The sequence below is a fragment of the Streptococcus sp. SR4 genome (assembly GCF_000517725.1).
Taxonomy (GTDB): domain Bacteria; phylum Bacillota; class Bacilli; order Lactobacillales; family Streptococcaceae; genus Streptococcus; species Streptococcus salivarius_F.
In genome coordinates, this window is the sequence record NZ_AZYW01000025.1 from 20,467 (window position 1) to 38,425 (window position 17,959).

General features: G+C 36.2%; 20 protein-coding genes, 1 tRNA gene and 1 other RNA gene. 9 read left to right on the forward strand and 13 right to left on the reverse strand.

Going from position 1 to position 17,959, the window contains the following annotated elements; translation table 11 throughout:
- Window positions 1-69: 69 nt before the first annotated feature.
- The 10 genes from HMPREF1519_RS02980 to HMPREF1519_RS03025 form a co-directional block, all read right to left on the reverse strand.
- Window positions 70-1,893 (reverse strand): acyltransferase family protein, encoded by a 1,824-nt coding sequence (locus HMPREF1519_RS02980; protein WP_037611156.1) that lies wholly within the window; start codon window positions 1,891-1,893, stop codon window positions 70-72.
- Entirely contained in the window at window positions 1,890-2,300 is a 411-nt protein-coding gene (locus tag HMPREF1519_RS02985) for a membrane protein (RefSeq protein ID WP_002885750.1), read from the reverse strand. Before HMPREF1519_RS02985 ends, HMPREF1519_RS02980 begins: the two co-directional genes overlap by 4 nt.
- On the reverse strand, window positions 2,297-2,731 hold the full coding sequence (locus HMPREF1519_RS02990; protein ID WP_022496078.1) for a low molecular weight protein-tyrosine-phosphatase: 435 nt from the start codon (window positions 2,729-2,731) through the stop codon (window positions 2,297-2,299). Before HMPREF1519_RS02990 ends, HMPREF1519_RS02985 begins: the two co-directional genes overlap by 4 nt.
- 275 nt (window positions 2,732-3,006) lie before the next feature.
- Window positions 3,007-4,299: an adenylosuccinate synthase gene (locus tag HMPREF1519_RS02995; RefSeq protein WP_037601293.1), complete on the reverse strand. Its 1,293-nt coding sequence runs from the start codon at window positions 4,297-4,299 to the stop codon at window positions 3,007-3,009.
- A 249-nt stretch (window positions 4,300-4,548) separates the two neighbouring features.
- Window positions 4,549-5,055, reverse strand: coding sequence for a DNA topology modulation protein (locus HMPREF1519_RS03000; RefSeq protein ID WP_022495839.1), 507 nt, complete (start codon window positions 5,053-5,055; stop codon window positions 4,549-4,551).
- Between the two features lie 506 nt (window positions 5,056-5,561).
- Window positions 5,562-6,707: a low temperature requirement protein A gene (locus HMPREF1519_RS03005; protein WP_037611157.1), complete on the reverse strand. Its 1,146-nt coding sequence runs from the start codon at window positions 6,705-6,707 to the stop codon at window positions 5,562-5,564.
- A gap of 214 nt (window positions 6,708-6,921) precedes the next feature.
- Complete coding sequence (locus tag HMPREF1519_RS03010; protein ID WP_071788307.1) at window positions 6,922-7,338, reverse strand: helix-turn-helix domain-containing protein; 417 nt, start codon at window positions 7,336-7,338, stop codon at window positions 6,922-6,924.
- A gap of 28 nt (window positions 7,339-7,366) precedes the next feature.
- Entirely contained in the window at window positions 7,367-7,972 is a 606-nt protein-coding gene (locus HMPREF1519_RS03015; RefSeq protein ID WP_037611158.1) for a DUF1269 domain-containing protein, read from the reverse strand.
- 773 nt (window positions 7,973-8,745) lie between these two features.
- Window positions 8,746-9,261: a DUF308 domain-containing protein gene (locus HMPREF1519_RS03020; RefSeq protein WP_037611159.1), complete on the reverse strand. Its 516-nt coding sequence runs from the start codon at window positions 9,259-9,261 to the stop codon at window positions 8,746-8,748.
- 222 nt (window positions 9,262-9,483) lie between these two features.
- Window positions 9,484-9,996, reverse strand: coding sequence for a helix-turn-helix domain-containing protein (locus HMPREF1519_RS03025; protein ID WP_024052628.1), 513 nt, complete (start codon window positions 9,994-9,996; stop codon window positions 9,484-9,486).
- 207 nt (window positions 9,997-10,203) lie between these two features.
- On the opposite strand from HMPREF1519_RS03025, the gene HMPREF1519_RS10760 reads away from it, so the two are divergent.
- From HMPREF1519_RS10760 to HMPREF1519_RS03040, 4 genes are read left to right on the forward strand one after another with little or no spacing between them, the layout of a single operon-like run.
- On the forward strand, window positions 10,204-10,386 hold the full coding sequence (locus HMPREF1519_RS10760; protein ID WP_082901105.1) for a hypothetical protein: 183 nt from the start codon (window positions 10,204-10,206) through the stop codon (window positions 10,384-10,386).
- A gap of 45 nt (window positions 10,387-10,431) precedes the next feature.
- Entirely contained in the window at window positions 10,432-11,409 is a 978-nt protein-coding gene (locus HMPREF1519_RS03030; RefSeq protein ID WP_037611160.1) for a replication initiation protein, read from the forward strand.
- 11 nt (window positions 11,410-11,420) lie between these two features.
- Window positions 11,421-11,609 carry a DUF3173 domain-containing protein gene (locus HMPREF1519_RS03035; protein WP_000369785.1) on the forward strand — a complete coding sequence of 63 codons (189 nt, stop codon included), beginning with the start codon at window positions 11,421-11,423 and terminating at the stop codon, window positions 11,607-11,609.
- Window position 11,610: 1 nt separating this feature from the next.
- Window positions 11,611-12,750: a tyrosine-type recombinase/integrase gene (locus HMPREF1519_RS03040; RefSeq protein ID WP_003091984.1), complete on the forward strand. Its 1,140-nt coding sequence runs from the start codon at window positions 11,611-11,613 to the stop codon at window positions 12,748-12,750.
- Between the two features lie 86 nt (window positions 12,751-12,836).
- Here HMPREF1519_RS03040 and HMPREF1519_RS03045 read toward each other — a convergent pair.
- The 3 genes from HMPREF1519_RS03045 to HMPREF1519_RS03050 form a co-directional block, all read right to left on the reverse strand.
- Window positions 12,837-12,909, reverse strand: a tRNA-Lys gene (locus HMPREF1519_RS03045).
- A gap of 1 nt (window position 12,910) precedes the next feature.
- A non-coding RNA gene (gene ssrS / locus HMPREF1519_RS10255) (6S RNA) lies at window positions 12,911-13,105 on the reverse strand.
- A gap of 86 nt (window positions 13,106-13,191) precedes the next feature.
- Window positions 13,192-14,460, reverse strand: a complete 1,269-nt coding sequence (locus tag HMPREF1519_RS03050; RefSeq protein ID WP_002885641.1) for a replication-associated recombination protein A — start codon at window positions 14,458-14,460, stop codon at window positions 13,192-13,194.
- A gap of 169 nt (window positions 14,461-14,629) precedes the next feature.
- Here HMPREF1519_RS03050 and rpmB point away from each other — a divergent pair, with 169 nt between their 5' ends.
- The 5 genes from rpmB (at window position 14,630) to HMPREF1519_RS03075 (ending at window position 17,900) form a co-directional block, all read left to right on the forward strand.
- On the forward strand, window positions 14,630-14,818 hold the full coding sequence (gene rpmB, locus HMPREF1519_RS03055; RefSeq protein ID WP_002885786.1) for a 50S ribosomal protein L28: 189 nt from the start codon (window positions 14,630-14,632) through the stop codon (window positions 14,816-14,818).
- Between the two features lie 126 nt (window positions 14,819-14,944).
- Window positions 14,945-15,211: an IreB family regulatory phosphoprotein gene (locus tag HMPREF1519_RS03060; RefSeq protein WP_002885737.1), complete on the forward strand. Its 267-nt coding sequence runs from the start codon at window positions 14,945-14,947 to the stop codon at window positions 15,209-15,211.
- A complete protein-coding gene (gene ruvX / locus HMPREF1519_RS03065) occupies window positions 15,211-15,630 on the forward strand; it encodes a Holliday junction resolvase RuvX (RefSeq protein ID WP_022496180.1) in 420 nt (139 codons plus the stop codon). The genes HMPREF1519_RS03060 and ruvX overlap by 1 nt, the downstream gene beginning before the upstream one ends.
- A 105-nt stretch (window positions 15,631-15,735) precedes the next feature.
- Window positions 15,736-16,041, forward strand: coding sequence for a DUF1292 domain-containing protein (locus tag HMPREF1519_RS03070; RefSeq protein WP_002887079.1), 306 nt, complete (start codon window positions 15,736-15,738; stop codon window positions 16,039-16,041).
- Window positions 16,042-16,253: 212 nt separating this feature from the next.
- Window positions 16,254-17,900 carry a hypothetical protein gene (locus tag HMPREF1519_RS03075; protein WP_022496179.1) on the forward strand — a complete coding sequence of 549 codons (1,647 nt, stop codon included), beginning with the start codon at window positions 16,254-16,256 and terminating at the stop codon, window positions 17,898-17,900.
- Window positions 17,901-17,959 lie beyond the last annotated feature (59 nt).

Below are 17,959 nucleotides of genomic sequence, written 5' to 3' on the forward strand. Positions count from 1 at the left end.
AGCACAAAACAAAAAATGCAGTCAAAATTTGTCCATAAAAAAGAAGACAAGACTTGTCTTCTCTCTTAATTATTTCTTACCACCCTTAACTGGTGCCTTATCAGCTTTCTCTATAGCTTCTTTAATTGTCTTAGTATAGAGTTTAGCGCCACGGTTAATTGAGTCGCTATCAGATCCAAAGTGAACCCCATCTGTACCATTCCAGATAGAAATATTTTCTTTAGCCACTTGATACCAGTCAGCAACTGTCACAAAGTCATATTTCTCCGCCATCTCTAACTCATACTTACGTAACTGAAGCAAAGATTGAGCCTCGTTACCAGATTTACTTCCATTATATGGTGTTACAAAGATAATATGGTGACCCTTAGGTAAATTCTTGATGATTTTATTAATAACGCCTTTATAGTCGTCAATCTCATTAACACCACCAGCAATGACAACATCCTTAGCAAGAGCATTACTATCCGCGTAATCTTTAAGCAAATCGTTGATTGTTGATAGGTTACGACTGACTACTGCATCTATAGCGACATTATCAATACTTGATTCCAGCTGATCTTTTGATCTAAGAGCTACGGAGTCCCCTAAAACTGTCACTCCCTTATTCACACCAAATGAAGTAGCCTGACTGTTCTCCGCATTTGTACGAGTTAATTTCATTTTAGTCTGAGCTTGCGACAACCCATTAGCTTCTAAATCTTTCTCAAAGTTCCCTACAGCCGGCGCAAAGAGAGAAATAAGCACTGTAATTAAGGTAAGACCACTAAATACATAAAGCACAATATGTCGGTACGGCGTCAAGTCTAAGTCTATTCCAAAGAGACTGGCCTTTCTTCCTGCAATAAATGGCTCTATTATATAGTAGGAAAGTGTCGCAAAAACAATTGACAGAATCGTTGTCAGAATGACTGCAATAATATTATTGGTCAATTGACTAAAGATAATATATAGTGGCCAGTGAAAAAGATAGACACTATAGCTGATCTCTGCCAGATAACTAATAAGAGCAGGCTCTGATTTTCCAGGCAATTTCTCATGAAGGACACGGGCAGAGTAAATCATAACAGCCGTGAACAAACTAGCCAAAACAAAACCAAATAGGTAGGTGATGCGTTCCTCAAAATGAAGGACTAAGCCCAACAATACGAGCAAAGCAAAACTTCCTGCCATATAAAGGACTGTCTTTTTCAGAGTCCAAAGACGTATATTTTTCTTGAACCTAGCGGTCGTTTCATACACACCTGAAAGTGTCGCAAAGAGCGAGCCTAGGAAGAATGGATAGGCATGCGTAATTGATGAGAAATATAAGCGAGAAAAACTATCAACAAAGAAAGCACTAATAAACATTGATAGGAAGCTCATCATAAAGCAGGCAAGAGATACCATAAAGACTAGGCCTCTAAATTGATTTTGGTGTTTGACACGCTTAGCTAGGAACCAAAGCAAGGCACCCCAAAGAATATAATAGTGAACCTCAATAGCCAGACTCCATGTATGGAGGTAAATATGCTGGTTAAACTGGTTCTCGTAATTTCCTCCAGTCAGAATCTCATAATAGTTAGTTACAAAACCGATAACAGAGGTAATTTGACGTCCAATACCTGCAATAAAATCATTTCGAACCAAGAGTGCTAAAGGGGTACAGATAAGCACCATCAACACAAGTGGTGGTACGATCCGGTAGAAGCGTCGTCGCATAAAACCAAGGTAATCAATGCGATGCGTCCGAGATACCTCATCAATCAAAAGTGCTGTAATCAAATACCCTGAGAAGGTAAAGAAGACATCAACACCGATGAAGCCCCCAGGAAGAACACTTGGGAAGAAATGATAGATCAGAACCAAAAATAGTCCTGTCACACGAATATAAGAAAACCAGTTAATTCTCATCCTTTAAAAATCCCCTGTTTAAATTTCCCTTTGTAGGTAACCTTATTTTCAGTAGTCAATTTTCCTTGGCCATCGGCTTGGCCAGACTTGAACTCACCTTGATAAATCCAACCCTCATGAGATTTGAAGGTTCCTTGACCATTAAAGGAACCATTCTTAAATTCTCCTGTGTAGGTATCACCATTGTCATAGGTCAAAGTTCCTTGACCATTCAAACGGTGGTTCTGCATCTGACCTTTATAGGTAATCTTAGTCCCATCAATCTTGATAGAATGTTGCGTTTTTATAGTCACCAAAAACAAGGACAGGGCACATAAAATAATAACCCCTACTGTGATACGCTCAAATTGATTTCGGTCAATATCAATATTTTTAAAATCAAAATCCTTTAGTTGTTTAAAATTCATTGTCTATCCTTAATCCACTGTAACCAGTCTCGACAACCTGCAGTTACCAATTTATATGTTTCTTCAAAGTCACCTGTGTACCATGGGTCCGGCACTCCACCAGGTCTGAAAAGCTTGATTTTATCGTCATAATGCCCTGCAGATATCTGTAGAAGATCCTCAACATTTGACTCATCCATTCCCACAACTAGATCAAAGAACTCAAAATCAGCCTGACTAATCTGCTGTGAGCCCTTGGAAGAGTCAAAAGAAATAGCATATTTCCTTAAAATCTTTTGGGTACCTTGATGAACTGGATTTCCATGCTCCCATGAAGATGTCGCGCGACTTTCGATATGCAAAGACTCTCCTTGGTCCAGCTCTTTCATCACAAATTCTGCCATTGGGCTACGACAAATATTCCCCAGACAAACAAATACAATCTTCTTCATTATTCACCTCTTGCCCAAAGCTATTAAGAGATATGCTCACTTATTTTCTTTGTCAAAATTACGAACACACTTTTAAATCATGAAAGTAGGTTCTCATTAATTTTTATTTAATCAATCCATATTATACCGAAAAACTAATCAAATAGAAAGGTTTCTCTCCTAATCATATCGAAAAATTAGTAACCTTTTTTAATAGTTGCAACATTCATATTAATCCATAAGTTTAAGGCGTGAGAAAAGAGAACCTAGTTTCCTAGATTCTCCTTTTGTTGGCTTTAGATATTTGACCAAACACTTTCAAGAATGTTTGTTTGTTCACGTCCTGGTCCTACAGAGAAAGTAGAGATACGTACACCTACCAATTCACCAACACGACGAACATAATTACGAGCATTTTCAGGAAGCTCATCTAAACTACGGCAACCTGTGATGTCTTCTTCCCAACCTGGCAATTCTTCATAGATTGGTTTACAGCGTTTCAATTGCTCAAGACTAGCTGGGTAGTAATCAATACGCTCACCATCAAGATCATAAGCTACACAAATTTTTACAGTGTCAAGACCTGAGAGAACATCGATACAGTTCAAGCTGAGGTTTGTGATACCTGATACACGACGGCTATGGCGCATCACCACTGAGTCAAACCATCCTACACGACGTGGACGTCCAGTTGTTGTTCCATATTCATGACCAACTTCACGGATGCGTTCACCCACTTCATCAAATAACTCAGTTGGGAAAGGACCATCACCAACACGACTCGTATAGGCCTTACATACACCAACGACCTTGTTGATTTTAGATGGACCAACACCTGAACCGATTGTAACACCACCCGCAACTGGGTTTGATGACGTTACAAATGGGTAAGTACCTTGGTCAATATCAAGCATAACCCCTTGAGCTCCTTCAAAGAGGACACGTTTGCCTGCATCAAGAGCGTCGTTCAAGATTACAGATGTATCTGTGACATATTGCTTAATTTGTTGTCCATAAGCATAGTACTCTTCAAAAATCTCTTCGAATGATAATTCTTCAGATTCATACATCTTACTGAAAAGACGGTTTTTCTCAGCTAAGTTTGTTTTCAAACGATCAGCAAAGATTTCTTTGTCCAAAAGGTCTGCAATACGGATACCTACACGCGCAGCCTTATCCATATAGGCAGGACCAATACCTTTGTTAGTTGTACCAATCTTATTATCACCTTTAGCAGCTTCTTGCAGTTGATCAAGTTTAATATGGTACGGCAAGATAACGTGCGCACGGTCAGAAATACGAAGGCTCTCTGTTGACACACCTTCGGCATGAAGATATTCCAACTCTTTGACAAGTGATTTAGGATTGACCACTACACCGTTCCCGATAACAGAGATTTTCTCTGGGAAGAAAATACCTGATGGAATCAAGTGCAATTTAAATTTCTTACCATCGATAACAATCGTGTGACCTGCATTGTCTCCACCTTGATAACGTGCGATCACTTCGGCATCTTGACTTAGGAAATCTGTAATTTTCCCTTTACCTTCATCACCCCACTGGGTACCCACAACAACTACTGATGTCATATTATTTTGATAACGGACAGCTCCACCTTTACGAGGCTGTCCCCACCTTTCTTGAAAAACTTCACGGTGGGAATTTCACCCACAAGTTTCGCGTTACAGTTTATTATAGCAGAAAAAAGGCTATTTGTTCAACGTTGAAAGCGCTTCTTACGAAATATTCTGACAGTTATGTCTCGGTTTGCGACTGGTTGCTTACTGTGTATTTTATGTAAAACTACCAGCTATTTTATGACTAAATAATTCTACTAGCTATTTAACCTGCTTCATATAATGATTTAACTGCCTTTGATTCTTTAAAATAATTGTCTTGTCAGAATAATTTTTAATAACTACATTATATTGCTCGACATATTTTTTAGAACGTCCGTCTAATAAAATCCATTTCACAAATGCAAAATCAAATTTTTCATTACAGTCTTCTGCCATGCTAGGACGTGTCTTTCCCCTATATGTTAAATAGCGCCTAAATGCCCGATAGAGACAATTAACTCTGTTAAAGTTGAAATAGACAATACAGTCAGCTTCCCTCATGCGTTCTTCATAAAGACAGGCCGAGTAATTCCCTTCAATAATCCAATCACGTTGTAGCATAAATGTTGATATATCGTCAGTCATTTCATCAACTGTTCGCTCTTGCCAATTTGATGTGAAATGAATTTTATCTAAATGAAGAACCTCACAATTGTAGTGTTGACCTAAAAAGTTTGCCAAAGTAGACTTTCCAGAGCCGCTATAGCCAATGATTGCAATTTTCAATACAGGTCTCCTTTTTCAATTCTGTTTCCTGACTAATATCATAACACAAAGCATATATCTTAGAAGGAATTATCATTTGGAACAACTCTCGTTTGGACAAACAAGCACGTAAAGTTCTGTTTAAAGTGAGTTCTTTCTTAGAAAAATAAAAAAAAAGAGACCTACAATCAAGTCTCTTTTCGATATTAAACTGCCCCCTACATGAATTTGTAAGAACTTTTCATATTGAAAATAAACAAAAATATTGAAATATAGCTGATTTTAGGGAAATACTTTTAGGTATTTTCAATGTCAGGATTTAAAAATGGGGCAAAAGTGGGGCAAAAACGAATGACTCACTTTTGGTTTGAAAACCTATAATAACTAATGATTATGCCATACTAGATATATAGTGTTGTTATAAATAAATGTCAGTGCGAGTTCAAATCGGAGGATAAAATGGAAAAACAAATTAATGAAAAAAATAAAGCCTTGGTTTCCAAAGCTTTTTTAATGTTATAAACTCATTAAAACAACCCCCAGTTAGAATTGGAATATTTTTTATTCTGTGTCACATAAAAATAAATAAAATGAGTGGCTATAGCTAGAGCTAAAATGGTTGTTATACTCACTACTATTATAGGATTAGAAGCAAAGATTAAAGAGAGAATCAAGGCAGCCAGATAGAGTGTCGCTTGGACACAGTAGTAACTTTTCGAATAGCTAAGATAGTGTTTGTTACAGGGCCCATTTACTAGGACAGCAGCTTGAAAGAGGCCAAATCCGATATAAGAGAAGCTGGTTGCAAAGAGACGATTAACTTCAGGATTCTGAAGAAAGCCAATCGATACAGTCATCATAATAAGTCCAATGAAAATAGGATAGTGACTGTAAATTAGAAATAGTCCCTTTTGATCAGATTTTTCATCAATAGCATGGTCGAATTGACCAAAATAAAACAAGAACAGAGAAAGCATAATAATGAAATAAAGAACCGAATAAATCGAGAAATTCTCGATTGTAAAGAAGTTAGCTAGCTCCATAATCATCTCTCCAAACATAATAATGACAAGAAGGGAGATGCGCTCGATTAAATGGGGGAGATTTACCTGGTAATGCTTATCTTTACTAAGCAAGATAATTGGCATAATAAATGTTAGCAGAATACTAGCAAATAAGATAGGGACTCCAACGTAAATAGGAAGAGGAGCTGCTAGATAGACTCCTAAACTTCCTAGACCTGTTATCCATAGAAAACCTTTGATACTTTCCCGATTAACATTATCGGTTGATTTTCTAAAAAATTCAACCAAATATTGTAAAAATAAGGTAAAGGTTAATGTACCAATAGCCCAACAGAGATAATGAAAATATTGTTGCCAATCAGGTCCAATCATATTGGCTATAAAGAGTAAAAGTCCCATTTTGATAAACATGATTACCATGTTAAATAAAGAGTTCTTTCCATAGCGATTGGTATAGACGGTTTGAATCATCCAGGAATCGGTGAGAATCAAGACAGCTATGAAAAAATCAAAGAAAGAATTCCAAGTCAAAATACCGTTATGAAGATGGTCAATTAAAGTAGTTACTTTTGAAATTGCAAAAACAAAAACTAGGTCATAAAAAAGTTCTGAAAATTCTACACGTTTATGTTTAATAAGAGTTGTCATCTTAAGTCCTTTCTATTCTAGAAGTACAATTTATTGTAACAGAAAATGGTAATGAGAGAAAAGGAGATGCTTAAATAACTTCATGTGACGCGAATTGTCAAAACCTTGGAGCACATTTACCTCATGTACCAACTCACAGGCAGAGTGTTTGATGATTGATAATGAAGAATAAGATTTTACAATAGAAAAGCGAGGATATCCTCGCTTTTTTTATTTAATCTAATAGCTCCTTATTTTCAATTAAGAGCTCTAGTGGAGATTTATCTCTTGCTTCAATAAAACCAGGTTCATATTGGGTATGAAGTGTTCTTTTCTGAGAAGTTGGATCAATATACAACTCTTTTCCATCTTCTGTGTATAGTTGGTTGCCTCTTGTTAGGTAAAGTAAATCCTCTAAGTACTGTCCATCAGTATGTAGGAAATGCTCGATGTATTTGACAGCTTTTAAGATTTCACTTACTTTATCAGAGTATTCATTAGATTCAAGAACACTCTTTTCTAACTCAATCTCTTTACTCGTTCCAAAGAGTTGGGTTGGAGTTGCATTAAAATATTCCGCTATCTTATCCAAATTTGCAAAGGTAGGATAGCTTTTTTGTTTTTCGTAATCAGAGATGGACTGTTTACCGATTCCTAATTACCTCAGTCTCTTCAGTCTGTTAATTTTTTTTCGAAAATTTCTCTTTAATATTAGCTTTCAATTTATCAAATTTTTCACGACGAGCTTCTTTTTTATCCGCAATTAAGCGAGCTTTAGCTTGATGCTCTAAATCTTCTTGAATTTTGAGAGCTGACTCTATTTCTGCCGCAACAGTAGCGACATCCCACCTAGCAATGTCAACCTGATACTTTTCAAAAATAGCATTTAAAACAGATTCATCATTTTCTTGTACAAGTGCAATAATAGCTACTTCGCCATTAGTCAACTTTTTACTAACGGTTGTAATTAATGCCGAATTGATCAATTCTTTGTCTGAACCAACGGAGGCGCCAATTGCTCCACCAGTAGCAAAACCAAAGAGAACACCTAGTGGTCCACCTAAAATTCCGATTAAACTACCAATTAATCCGCCTTCGAAATAATCATCTCCTAGGGAATTCATCAAGTCAAAGCTATCTTTGACGTTAATAACACCATTTTCAGCTTTTACAATTGAAGCCTGAGCTAATTTTGTATTTTCAGTTTGAACAAACTGTTTTAATTCTGAAAAGGCCTGAAAGGCTTCACTTTCAATATGAAAAATTGAGACAACAACATTTTCCATGGGCTTACACTCCTTTATTACTTTATAGAGATAGAATAAAATCTCCTATATTGTATAATAGTACAAAATACTGCTATACAAGGCGAATTGTAGCATACAATAATCTTTTATGTAATATACAATATATTACATAAAAGATTAAAGTTTTATTACAAAACTTATATTCTATAAATTAGGCAATTTTAAAATTTTGATTAAAAAGAAAGATTTAGATAGAGCTGTTGGTAGACTTAGGAAATTTTAAGAACATGCATTAGTTAAATTAAATGGTTCTTTTCAATTAAGTTTTAACTTCTATCTGGTAAGTAAAAGGAAAAATAATACCCGTGGTGCTAGTTAAACTCAAAATACAAGAAAAGCCTAAAAGGACTATACTGTAAATGATAAAACAAAACAGGAGGATAGTCCAAATGAGCCACTTACATTAGTCCTGTGAAATACAGAACTAAATCCTTCACTTAAATTACTTGTCTAACTTTTTGGGGTAAGTACCAACAGTGCTTTTTTTTTGTTGAAATCGCAAAGAATCTAAGCTTTCTTTTTGCAGATAACATTCGCTCTTTTATTTTCAGTATGATTGAGTCGATGCCCCGTTCTCGACCGGTTATTATTGCAACTTATCGAATGCTAGAGCACTATGCCATCACTTTTTGGAAGAATACTTAGAGCAATTCTACGTAGAATGGAATGCGAAAAAGTGATAATTAAAGAGACGAAAAAGCTGAGAATATGATTTCCCAGCTTTTTTGAATGCGATAGAAATAGCAACTAGACTATTTACGAAAGGCCTCAATAATGTAGGTGAAGCCAGTAACTAAAAATGAAAAGGCAATGACATAAACGACAAAGACACCTGTAGCCACTGGATTGAACAGAATCACTAGACCTAGTAAAAATACAAGCAAGGCTACCCACGTGATATTGCTACCAATAATAGGGAAAATCAATCCTAGACGTTTGCCTTTAAAGAAAGCAATAATGGCTTCTACAATTAACCAAATTCCTACAATGGTCGGAATGACGACCGGCAGGGTCACAAAGCCATAAGCAACGAGGTAAAGAGCTAAGAGAAGACTAACAAACCCTTGGAAAAGATAAACAGGTGAGCGAAGCTCTTTTGGTGCAGAGAAATAGCCTAAAATAGCTGCTATAGAAGAAACCAGTAAATCAAATGCAATCCACCAGCTGTAAGCAACAAGATTAGCTACTGGGTTTGTAAATAGGAAAAGTCCTAAAAGGACAAAAACAACTCCTGCAAGGAATAGCAGTAAACGATTAGAAAATTTCATTTCAATCCCCCCTATCTATATAGTATAGTCTGATAATAAAACTATTATATTTATTTTTATAGAAAATGTCAATAAAATAAATAAACAATTTGGAAGTTTCAGTCTGACTTACAAAAAGAAAAGGAGTTTCCACTCCTTTTCACAGATTGAAGACAAAGTCCTTATAAAAGTGTCTTCTAAAGATTTTAACTTCAATCTGAAGCGAGGTTATCCTCGCTTTTTCTATTTATCAAACAATTCCTTATTTTCAATCAAGAGTTCTAGTGGAGATTTTTCTCTTGCTACAATAAAACCAGGTTCATATTGAGTATGAAATGTTCTTTTCTGAGAAGTTGGATCAATATACAACTCATCTCCATCTTCTGTGTATAGTTGGTTGCCTTTTGTTAGATAAAGTAAATCCTCTAAGTGCTGTCCATAAGTATGTAGGAAATGTTCGATGTATTTGACAGCTTTTAAGATCTCACTTACTTTGTCAGAGTATTCATTCGATTCAAGAACACTCTTTTCTAACTCAATTTCTTTACTAGTTCCAAATAGTTGGGTTGGAGTTGCATTAAAATATTCTGCTATCTTATCCAAATTTGCAAAGGTAGGATAGCTTTTTTGTTTTTCGTAGTCAGAGATGGATTGTTTACCGATTCCTAAATCTTCCGCAAGTTGAGTTTGACTTACTCCTTTTTCTATGCGTAGGCGTGCCAAATTGGGTCCAAAATTTTGAATAATAAAGGTCATGGGAAACTCCTAATTTTATTTTTAACTTATTTTATCACCTATAAACTTACAAATCAAGTTTTTAGTTGACTATCCAAAATAATTTTTATAAAATATATTTATAACTTATAAACAAGTTATAAACTATACAAAATGGTTCGTAAGTTTAAGGACAGTGAGTGAGGAGGAAGTTGAGGGCGAGACTATGACTTATGACTATTCGAAGCCTTGGAGCTAGAAATTGTGTGGACAAGGTCAAGGGACGAGCCTGACGGGAAGTCAGGCGAAGTCCTGCAGACTGTCGTCCATACAATTTCTAGCCAAGCAAAAGCTGGCTATTCTAACAGCCAGCAAAAAGGGACACTTAGGACAACGTCCAAAGAACGACGGAACGAGCAAACGTTGATTTGACGGTGTTTCTGAGGCCTAAAAAATCTAAAAGAAGGGGGGACAATTTTGTTGGTTTCTATACAAGATTTAAGAAGCATTCAAGAACGATGTGATGTAGGAGAATTAGTACAGAGGTTAGATGTCAGTATCGATAGACTAACGGTTATCTGGGATACAGACACTGGTTCTCTAAGACGGATTTTCAAAAATCTGAAACAGGCAATAAGTACAAGAGTTGATTCATTTGAAATATATGATAATGTTCGAGATGATGTCTTTACTTTAGCTAAAGTTTTTAATGAGTATGATTCGATCAATATTATATTTTTTCAATTATCCATTTATGGAGGTGAACAATTAATTCGAATTGATTTCAATCCTAATACTTTAAAAGAATTTGATGGAATGAAAGTATGGAGGCAATTAATGTATTTTGCCAGATTGAATTCATTGATGGTACGTTTGTCTCGTTTTGATTTAGCATTTGACATTTTCAACAGGCCTGATATCGTTAATTTGCAACATATTAAAGGTGGTGTTACCCATAAGGTCTTCTATGGTCGAGGGGGCGAATTAGAGACGAAATATTGGGGTTCTAACGGTAGTAATGTACAAGTTAGGTTATATGATAAGAATAAAGAAATCATTGCTCACAAGCGCGAAGAGAAGCTAGATTTGGCTGTAAATCCGTTTTGGTGGAGACTGGAGTTCCAACTCAGAACCAAAGCGATTGGTGAGGAGATGGTCCAAGATATTATGAATCGACTTGATAATTTCGGATTTTATAAGCTAGAACATATTCGAGTAGAGCAAAGAGCATTTACAATTATCTTTCTCAACAATCCTGAACTGTTATCATTGGCTTTTCCAAATTTAAAATCAGACAGCATCAAAAAGAAAAAAACAAGAGTCCGCAAACTATTGAGAGAAGAAACGAACCAATTTGCGGAAGAATTAAAAGAAGTATTAATACAGAATCTCCCTAAATTAAATACAGAATTACAACTACTTGTAGGCGAGTTTCTGAATTTAGAAAATAAATAAGGAGGATAACTATGGACAATAATTTAATTAGTAACAAAGAATTAATTGAAATGGGCTATCGCCCTCATACAGCGAATGATATCATTCATCAGGCAAGAGAATTACTTGTATCACGAGGCTATACATTTTATAATCGCAAACGTTTGATGGTTGTTCCAAAAAGTGTTGTAAATGAGATTCTAGGAACAGAGGTGGCGTAATATGGCAAGTGTTCGTTATCGAAAGCGAGGAGATAGCAACTTATGGACCTATGAAATTCGTAACGAAGGAAAGACTGTTGCTCATAATAGCGGTTTTAAAACAAAAAAGCTTGCAGAGTCAGAAGCTGAACCGATTCTGCAAGAACTTCGTTTAGGGAAAAGAATTTCTAGAGATATTTCTCTTGTAGATCTATATCAAGAATGGCTTGAACTAAAAATTCTACCGAGTAGCAGGTCGGAAGAGACAAAGAAAAAATATCTTCTCCGTAAAAACACAATTGAAAGATTATTTGGAAATAAAAAAGTCACTCAAATTCGTGCGAGTGAATACCAAAGAATAATGAATAAGTATGGGCAAACAGTTGGTAGAAATTTTCTTGGTAGATTGAATACTGGAATCCATCAGAGCATCCAAATGGCAATTGCCGACAAAGTTCTAATAGATGATTTTACACAACATGTCGAGTTATTTTCATCCAAAGAACAACAGATGACCGAAGAGAAATATTTGCATACAGAAAAGGACTATCTGGATTTACTTTTAGCAGTAAAGAGAAAATTTGATTACCAACGATCAATTGTTCCTTATATCGTCTATTTTCTATTAAAAACAGGGATGAGGTTTGGAGAGTTAATAGCGTTAACTTGGAATGAAGTTGACTTTGACAGAGGACTGTTAAAAACATATAGAAGGTTTAATACCCTTTCTCATAAATTTGTCCCTCCAAAAAACAAAACGTCTATTCGTATGGTACCGATAGACGAAGAATGTATTAAGATATTACAAGTCCTAAAAATTGAACAAGAGAAGGCTAATAAAGAGCTAGGTATCAAGAACAGGTATAAAATGATTTTTCAGCATTATGGATATATTCATATGGTACCAGATATTGCTAGTGTCAATAAAGCTTTGAGTGTTCTTTTAAATGAATTAGATATTTATCCAATTATCACGACAAAAGGAGCACGTCATACCTATGGAAGTTACCTCTGGCACAAAGGATTTGACCTTGGGGTTATTGCAAAAATTCTAGGGCATAGAGATATTTCAATGTTAGTAGAAGTATATGGACACACTTTAGAGGAGAAAATTTTTGAGGAATTTAATCAAATCAAAGATGTCTGGAAAGATTGCTCATAAAAAAATATGGGGCAAATGATGGGGCAAATCAGTTATAGACAAGCAAAAAAGCCTTTTAAATCAAGGCTTTTTCTTCTGTATTTCTATGCCCCCTACAGGGCTCGAACCTGTGACCCATGGATTAAGAGTCCACTGCTCTACCAACTGAGCTAAGGAGGCTGGATGCTGTATTGGTACCGATGATCCACCGTTTGTATTGAACCCGCGACGTAAAAAAGCAGGTGGGCGACTCGCTACTAACTTCAGTTGCTTCTGGGTGAGCCAGCCTGCACACTGTTAATAGACCTCTGTCTCCCGATAATACAAAAATTAGTCGGTCAACACTTATATGTGGATTCGTATACCACAGCAATTTCTATGTTTTTATAATACCACTTTTGAAAATTATTGCAAGAGGAAAAATCAATTTTATTGCAATCGTTTTCGTTGATTCCTCTCGTATTACCTAGATAACTTATCGATCCGTTCTTTATTAGCTCCAAGAGCTCTTTCATATTTCCCGGTTTCATTGGGTTGGAAATAATTCACACCTCTTAATTTATCCGGAAGATATTGTTGTTTGACCCACTTTTCAGGATAAGCATGGGGATACTTGTAATCTTGTGCATTGCCCAGTTCCTTGCTTCCAGCATAGTGTCCATCTCTCAAATGACGAGGAATAGGTAAATTCCCTGATTTTCTAAGGTCTGCCAAGGCAGCATCCATAGCCATATAAGCCGAATTCGACTTAGGAGATAAAGCTAAGTCAACAACTACATTGGCAATCAAAATACGCGCCTCTGGGAAACCTACTTTCTGTGCAGCTTCCAAAGCTGTAACCGTGTGAACTTGCGCATCAGGATTAGCTAAACCAATATCCTCGTACGCAATCACAGTCAAGCGTCGTGCTAGACTAGGGAGATCTCCTGCTTCAACCAAACGTGCTGCATAGTGAAGACTGGCATTAACATCAGAGCCTCGAATAGATTTTTGCAAAGCAGAAAGTACATCATAGTGTCCATCACCGTCTTTATCCATGGTGATATAGCTACGTTGTAAACTATTTTCCACTGTATCTAAAGTAATATGGCGAAGCCCATCTTCTGAAGCTGGCGTCGACATGACAGCTAAATCTAAGGAATTATAAGCCGAACGTAAATCACCATTAGTAGCCGTAGCAATAAAATCTAGAGCATCCTCATCTAACTGGACATCAAAGTCAAAGCCACGCTCCTTGTCCTCTAGAACACCTAGTATAGCTTCCTTAATATCCTCGTTAGAGAGTGGTTCCAACTCAAATATTTGTACACGACTACGGATGGCTGGTGTGACAGAAAAAAACGGATTCTCCGTTGTAGCCCCAATCATGATAATATTACCATTCTCTAAGAGTGGCAATAAAAAGTCTTGTTTAGCTTTATCCAAACGATGAATCTCATCTAGAAGCAGAACTAAGCCACCTGAAAATTTAGCCTCTTCCGCAATTTCCTGTAGGCGTTTCTTGCTATCAACAGTAGCATTAAAGGTTCTAAAAGCAAATTTTGTTGTTCCTGCAATAGCACTAGCTATTGAGGTCTTCCCGATTCCTGGTGGCCCGTAGAGAATCATTGACGACAGCATATTCGCTTCTACCATACGGCGAATAATTTTACCTTCACCAACCAAATGCTTCTGACCAATCACCTCTGAAATTGTACGTGGACGCATGCGTAGAGCAAGATTATCTGGCATCTTCTCTCCTTTTTTAACTGATTTTTTCTTATTATAATAAGCATATACTATTTTGTTATAAAAAGAAATTATAAATAGTTCTTGTCAAACCTAAATTCTTATGATAGAATGTTTTGGTATGTGGTGCTAGCACATCCGTAATAAATTCTACCTAGGAGGAAAACACGAAATGGCTAAAGTATGTTACTTTACAGGACGTAAAACTGTTTCTGGAAACAACCGTTCACACGCTATGAACAAAACTAAACGTGCCGTTAAACCTAACCTTCAAAAAGTTACTATCCTTGTTGATGGTAAACCTAAAAAAGTTTGGGCTTCAGCTCGTGCGCTTAAATCTGGTAAAGTTGAACGCGTTTAATCTTATTGGATATTAAGAGAGATGGCTTCAGTCGTCTCTTTTTTTGTTCATCGTCTTTCCCTTTTGGCTATACTTATGTTATAATAAAGAACTAACAGATAATTCTTATAGAAAGAAGGTGTCAGTATGGGATTTACAGATGAAACTGTTCGTTTCAACCTAGACGACGGTAGCAAAGATGAAATCAGTAATACTTTGACAAATGTCTACCGTTCGTTAGCTGAGAAAGGTTATAATCCTATCAACCAAATCGTCGGTTATGTTCTGAGCGGTGACCCTGCTTATGTTCCGCGTTATAATGACGCCCGTAACCAGATTCGTAAATACGAACGTGATGAAATCGTTGAAGAACTCGTTCGCTATTATCTTAAAGGAAATGGAATTGACCTCTAATGCGAGTAATGGGACTTGATGTTGGCTCAAAAACAGTAGGAGTTGCGATTAGTGATCCCCTCGGTTTTACAGCCCAAGGCGTTGAAATTATTAAAATTGACGAGGAGGCTGAAGAGTTTGGTTTCGACCGACTAGGCGAGCTCGTTAAAGAATATAAGGTAGAAAAATTTGTTGTTGGTCTTCCTAAAAATATGAATAACACTGAAGGACCACGTGTTGAGGCAAGCAAAGCCTATGGTTACAAAATCAAGGAAATCTTTGGAATTCCTGTAGATTACCAAGACGAACGCTTGACAACTGTTCAAGCCGAGCGTATGTTGGTTGAACAAGCAGATATCAGCCGTGGTAAACGTAAAAAAGTTATTGATAAATTAGCTGCCCAACTTATTCTACAAAACTACCTCGATCGAATGTTTTAAGAAAGTGTAATAGAGACCTAATAGTCAAGTGACAATCTAGTAAACTGCCAAGCAATATACTAGATTTCCTCACTATTCAGTGCTCTCTACAAAAAGGAGAACAATATGTCACACAATCACGACCACAACCATGATCATGAAGTCATCACTTTAGTAGACGAACAAGGAAATGAAACACTTTTTGAAATCTTGTTGACTATTGATGGACGCGAAGAATTTGGTAAAAACTATGTTCTTTTGGTACCAGCTGGTGCTGAAGAAGATGCTAATGGAGAAATTGAAATCCAAGCATACTCATTCACTGAAAATGAAGACGGTACTGAAGGCGACCTTCAACCAATCCCTGAAGATTCAGATGCTGAATGGGATATGATTGAAGAAGTTTTCAATAGCTTCATCGATGAAAACTAAAAAATAATCAATGCCATAGGCAAAGAAATGACTTGTTAAAAAGAGATTGGGATATTGTATCTCAGTCTCTTTTTTAGATATTTTTTTCTTAAATGTAAGAAATTAGAGGAAAATTGACTAAATGGTATTATCTGATATACTTTAAATAAGACAATTAGGGGATAAGACCCTTTTATTTATAACTATCCAAATGTCAACAAAGGAGTTTAATTGTGAGTCCATACAACGAAGACAATACTTTAGATTCAAGTGGCTACCAAGGTTATCATCGAAGCCACCATCAATCTCATATACAAGATAATCAATCCGAAAAGATTGAAGTGACAATTCAGGGACATACAGAAGAATCAAATTCGTCTCAAATAGAGAAAAAAACTAAGATTTCACTTCCATGGAAGCATAGAGGCCATATCCTGATTCTCAGTTTGATTTTGAGTATTTTTAGTATATCAGTTCCCTGCTTTACAGACTTTGCCAATAATATACAGTCTCAAAACCTTTACATTGCAAAAATGTTTGCCAATGGTAGCTTACCCTACTCTGACTTTTTTGCGACAGGCGGCTTCTTTTATTACTTACTAGTTTCTCTGGCTTTCCGTTTAGGATCAACTCTTTGGCTGATTCCTATTCAATTCCTTACCTACTATCTTTCTGGAAGTTACCTTTACAAGACTGTCATGCACATGACAAACAAGAAGGAAATTGCCACTCTAATTAGTATTATTTTCTATGTCACTAATGGAACACTTGGTTTTGGTGGTCTCTACCCTATCCAATTTGCTATGCCTTTTGTCCTAGGTGCCATCTTCTTCTTAACTCGTTACTTTGCGGGTCACAGTCGTGATGAAGCCTTTATTCTTTACGGCTTCGCTGGCACTGCGGGAGCTCTTTTTGAAGCTCGAACTCTTATTTTCTGGATATTGTCACTTGTGACAATCTTCGTTTACAACCTTGTCAACAAACACTTTGCTCGTGGTTTTTATCAAGTTCTTTGTATTATTTTTGGTAACATTCTAGTATTGTATCTATGTCTTTACTTTATCCTAAATTTACAAATTACATCGGACTATATTAACCAAGTTTTGGTTTACAACTTTACACAACTTGCTGTAGAAAAAAATGACTTTCTACTTACGTTAGCTTACCAAAGTTTTGCTGTCATCGGCTCTGGATTACTTGTTGGTGCACTTACTACAAGCAACCACCTTCTTGGCGATGCTAAAGATAAGAGCATCAAGTGGGTACTACTCCTTAGTTTTATCTTTACAGTAGTTTACAGCTTGTTCTCTCAAAGTTTTGGACTTTACAGTATTCTCAACATCGTACCTTATGGTCTAGTCTTGACAGCACTTTCTTTAGATGATGCTATTAAAAAGAGAGCAGAGCGAACTTCTCACCGACGTCGTAATGGTAACCAGATTCACACACTTAAAGTTTTTGGTATATTCCTTAGTCGTAATTACTTCTTACCTATTGCAGTCTTTGCATTTGCTTTCGCGATGCCAATCATTATGTTCCTATTTAATTTAGGAAATAATACTGAACGTAGTACTGTTGCAAATTACCTCGCTAAAAATACTAAGAAGGATGAAACTATCTACGTTTACGATTCATCAGCAAAAATTTATTTGGAAAGCGGTCGTAAAGCAGCCTCACAATTTGTTCTTCCAGAACTTAACACAGCTAAATCTAGTCATCAGAAAGCTCTCTCAGATACTATTATCCAAGATTCAGCACAATATATCGTTGTCCAACAAGATACACAACTACCTTCTGATGTTAAATCTACACTTTCAAAAAACTATAAAAAAGCCCCTGTAAAAGGCGTTGAACGATACACTGTTTACGTCCTAAAATAGGTCGAAAAATCAATATATAGTGGTTGAGATAAAAATATACCACAATATATTGATTTTTT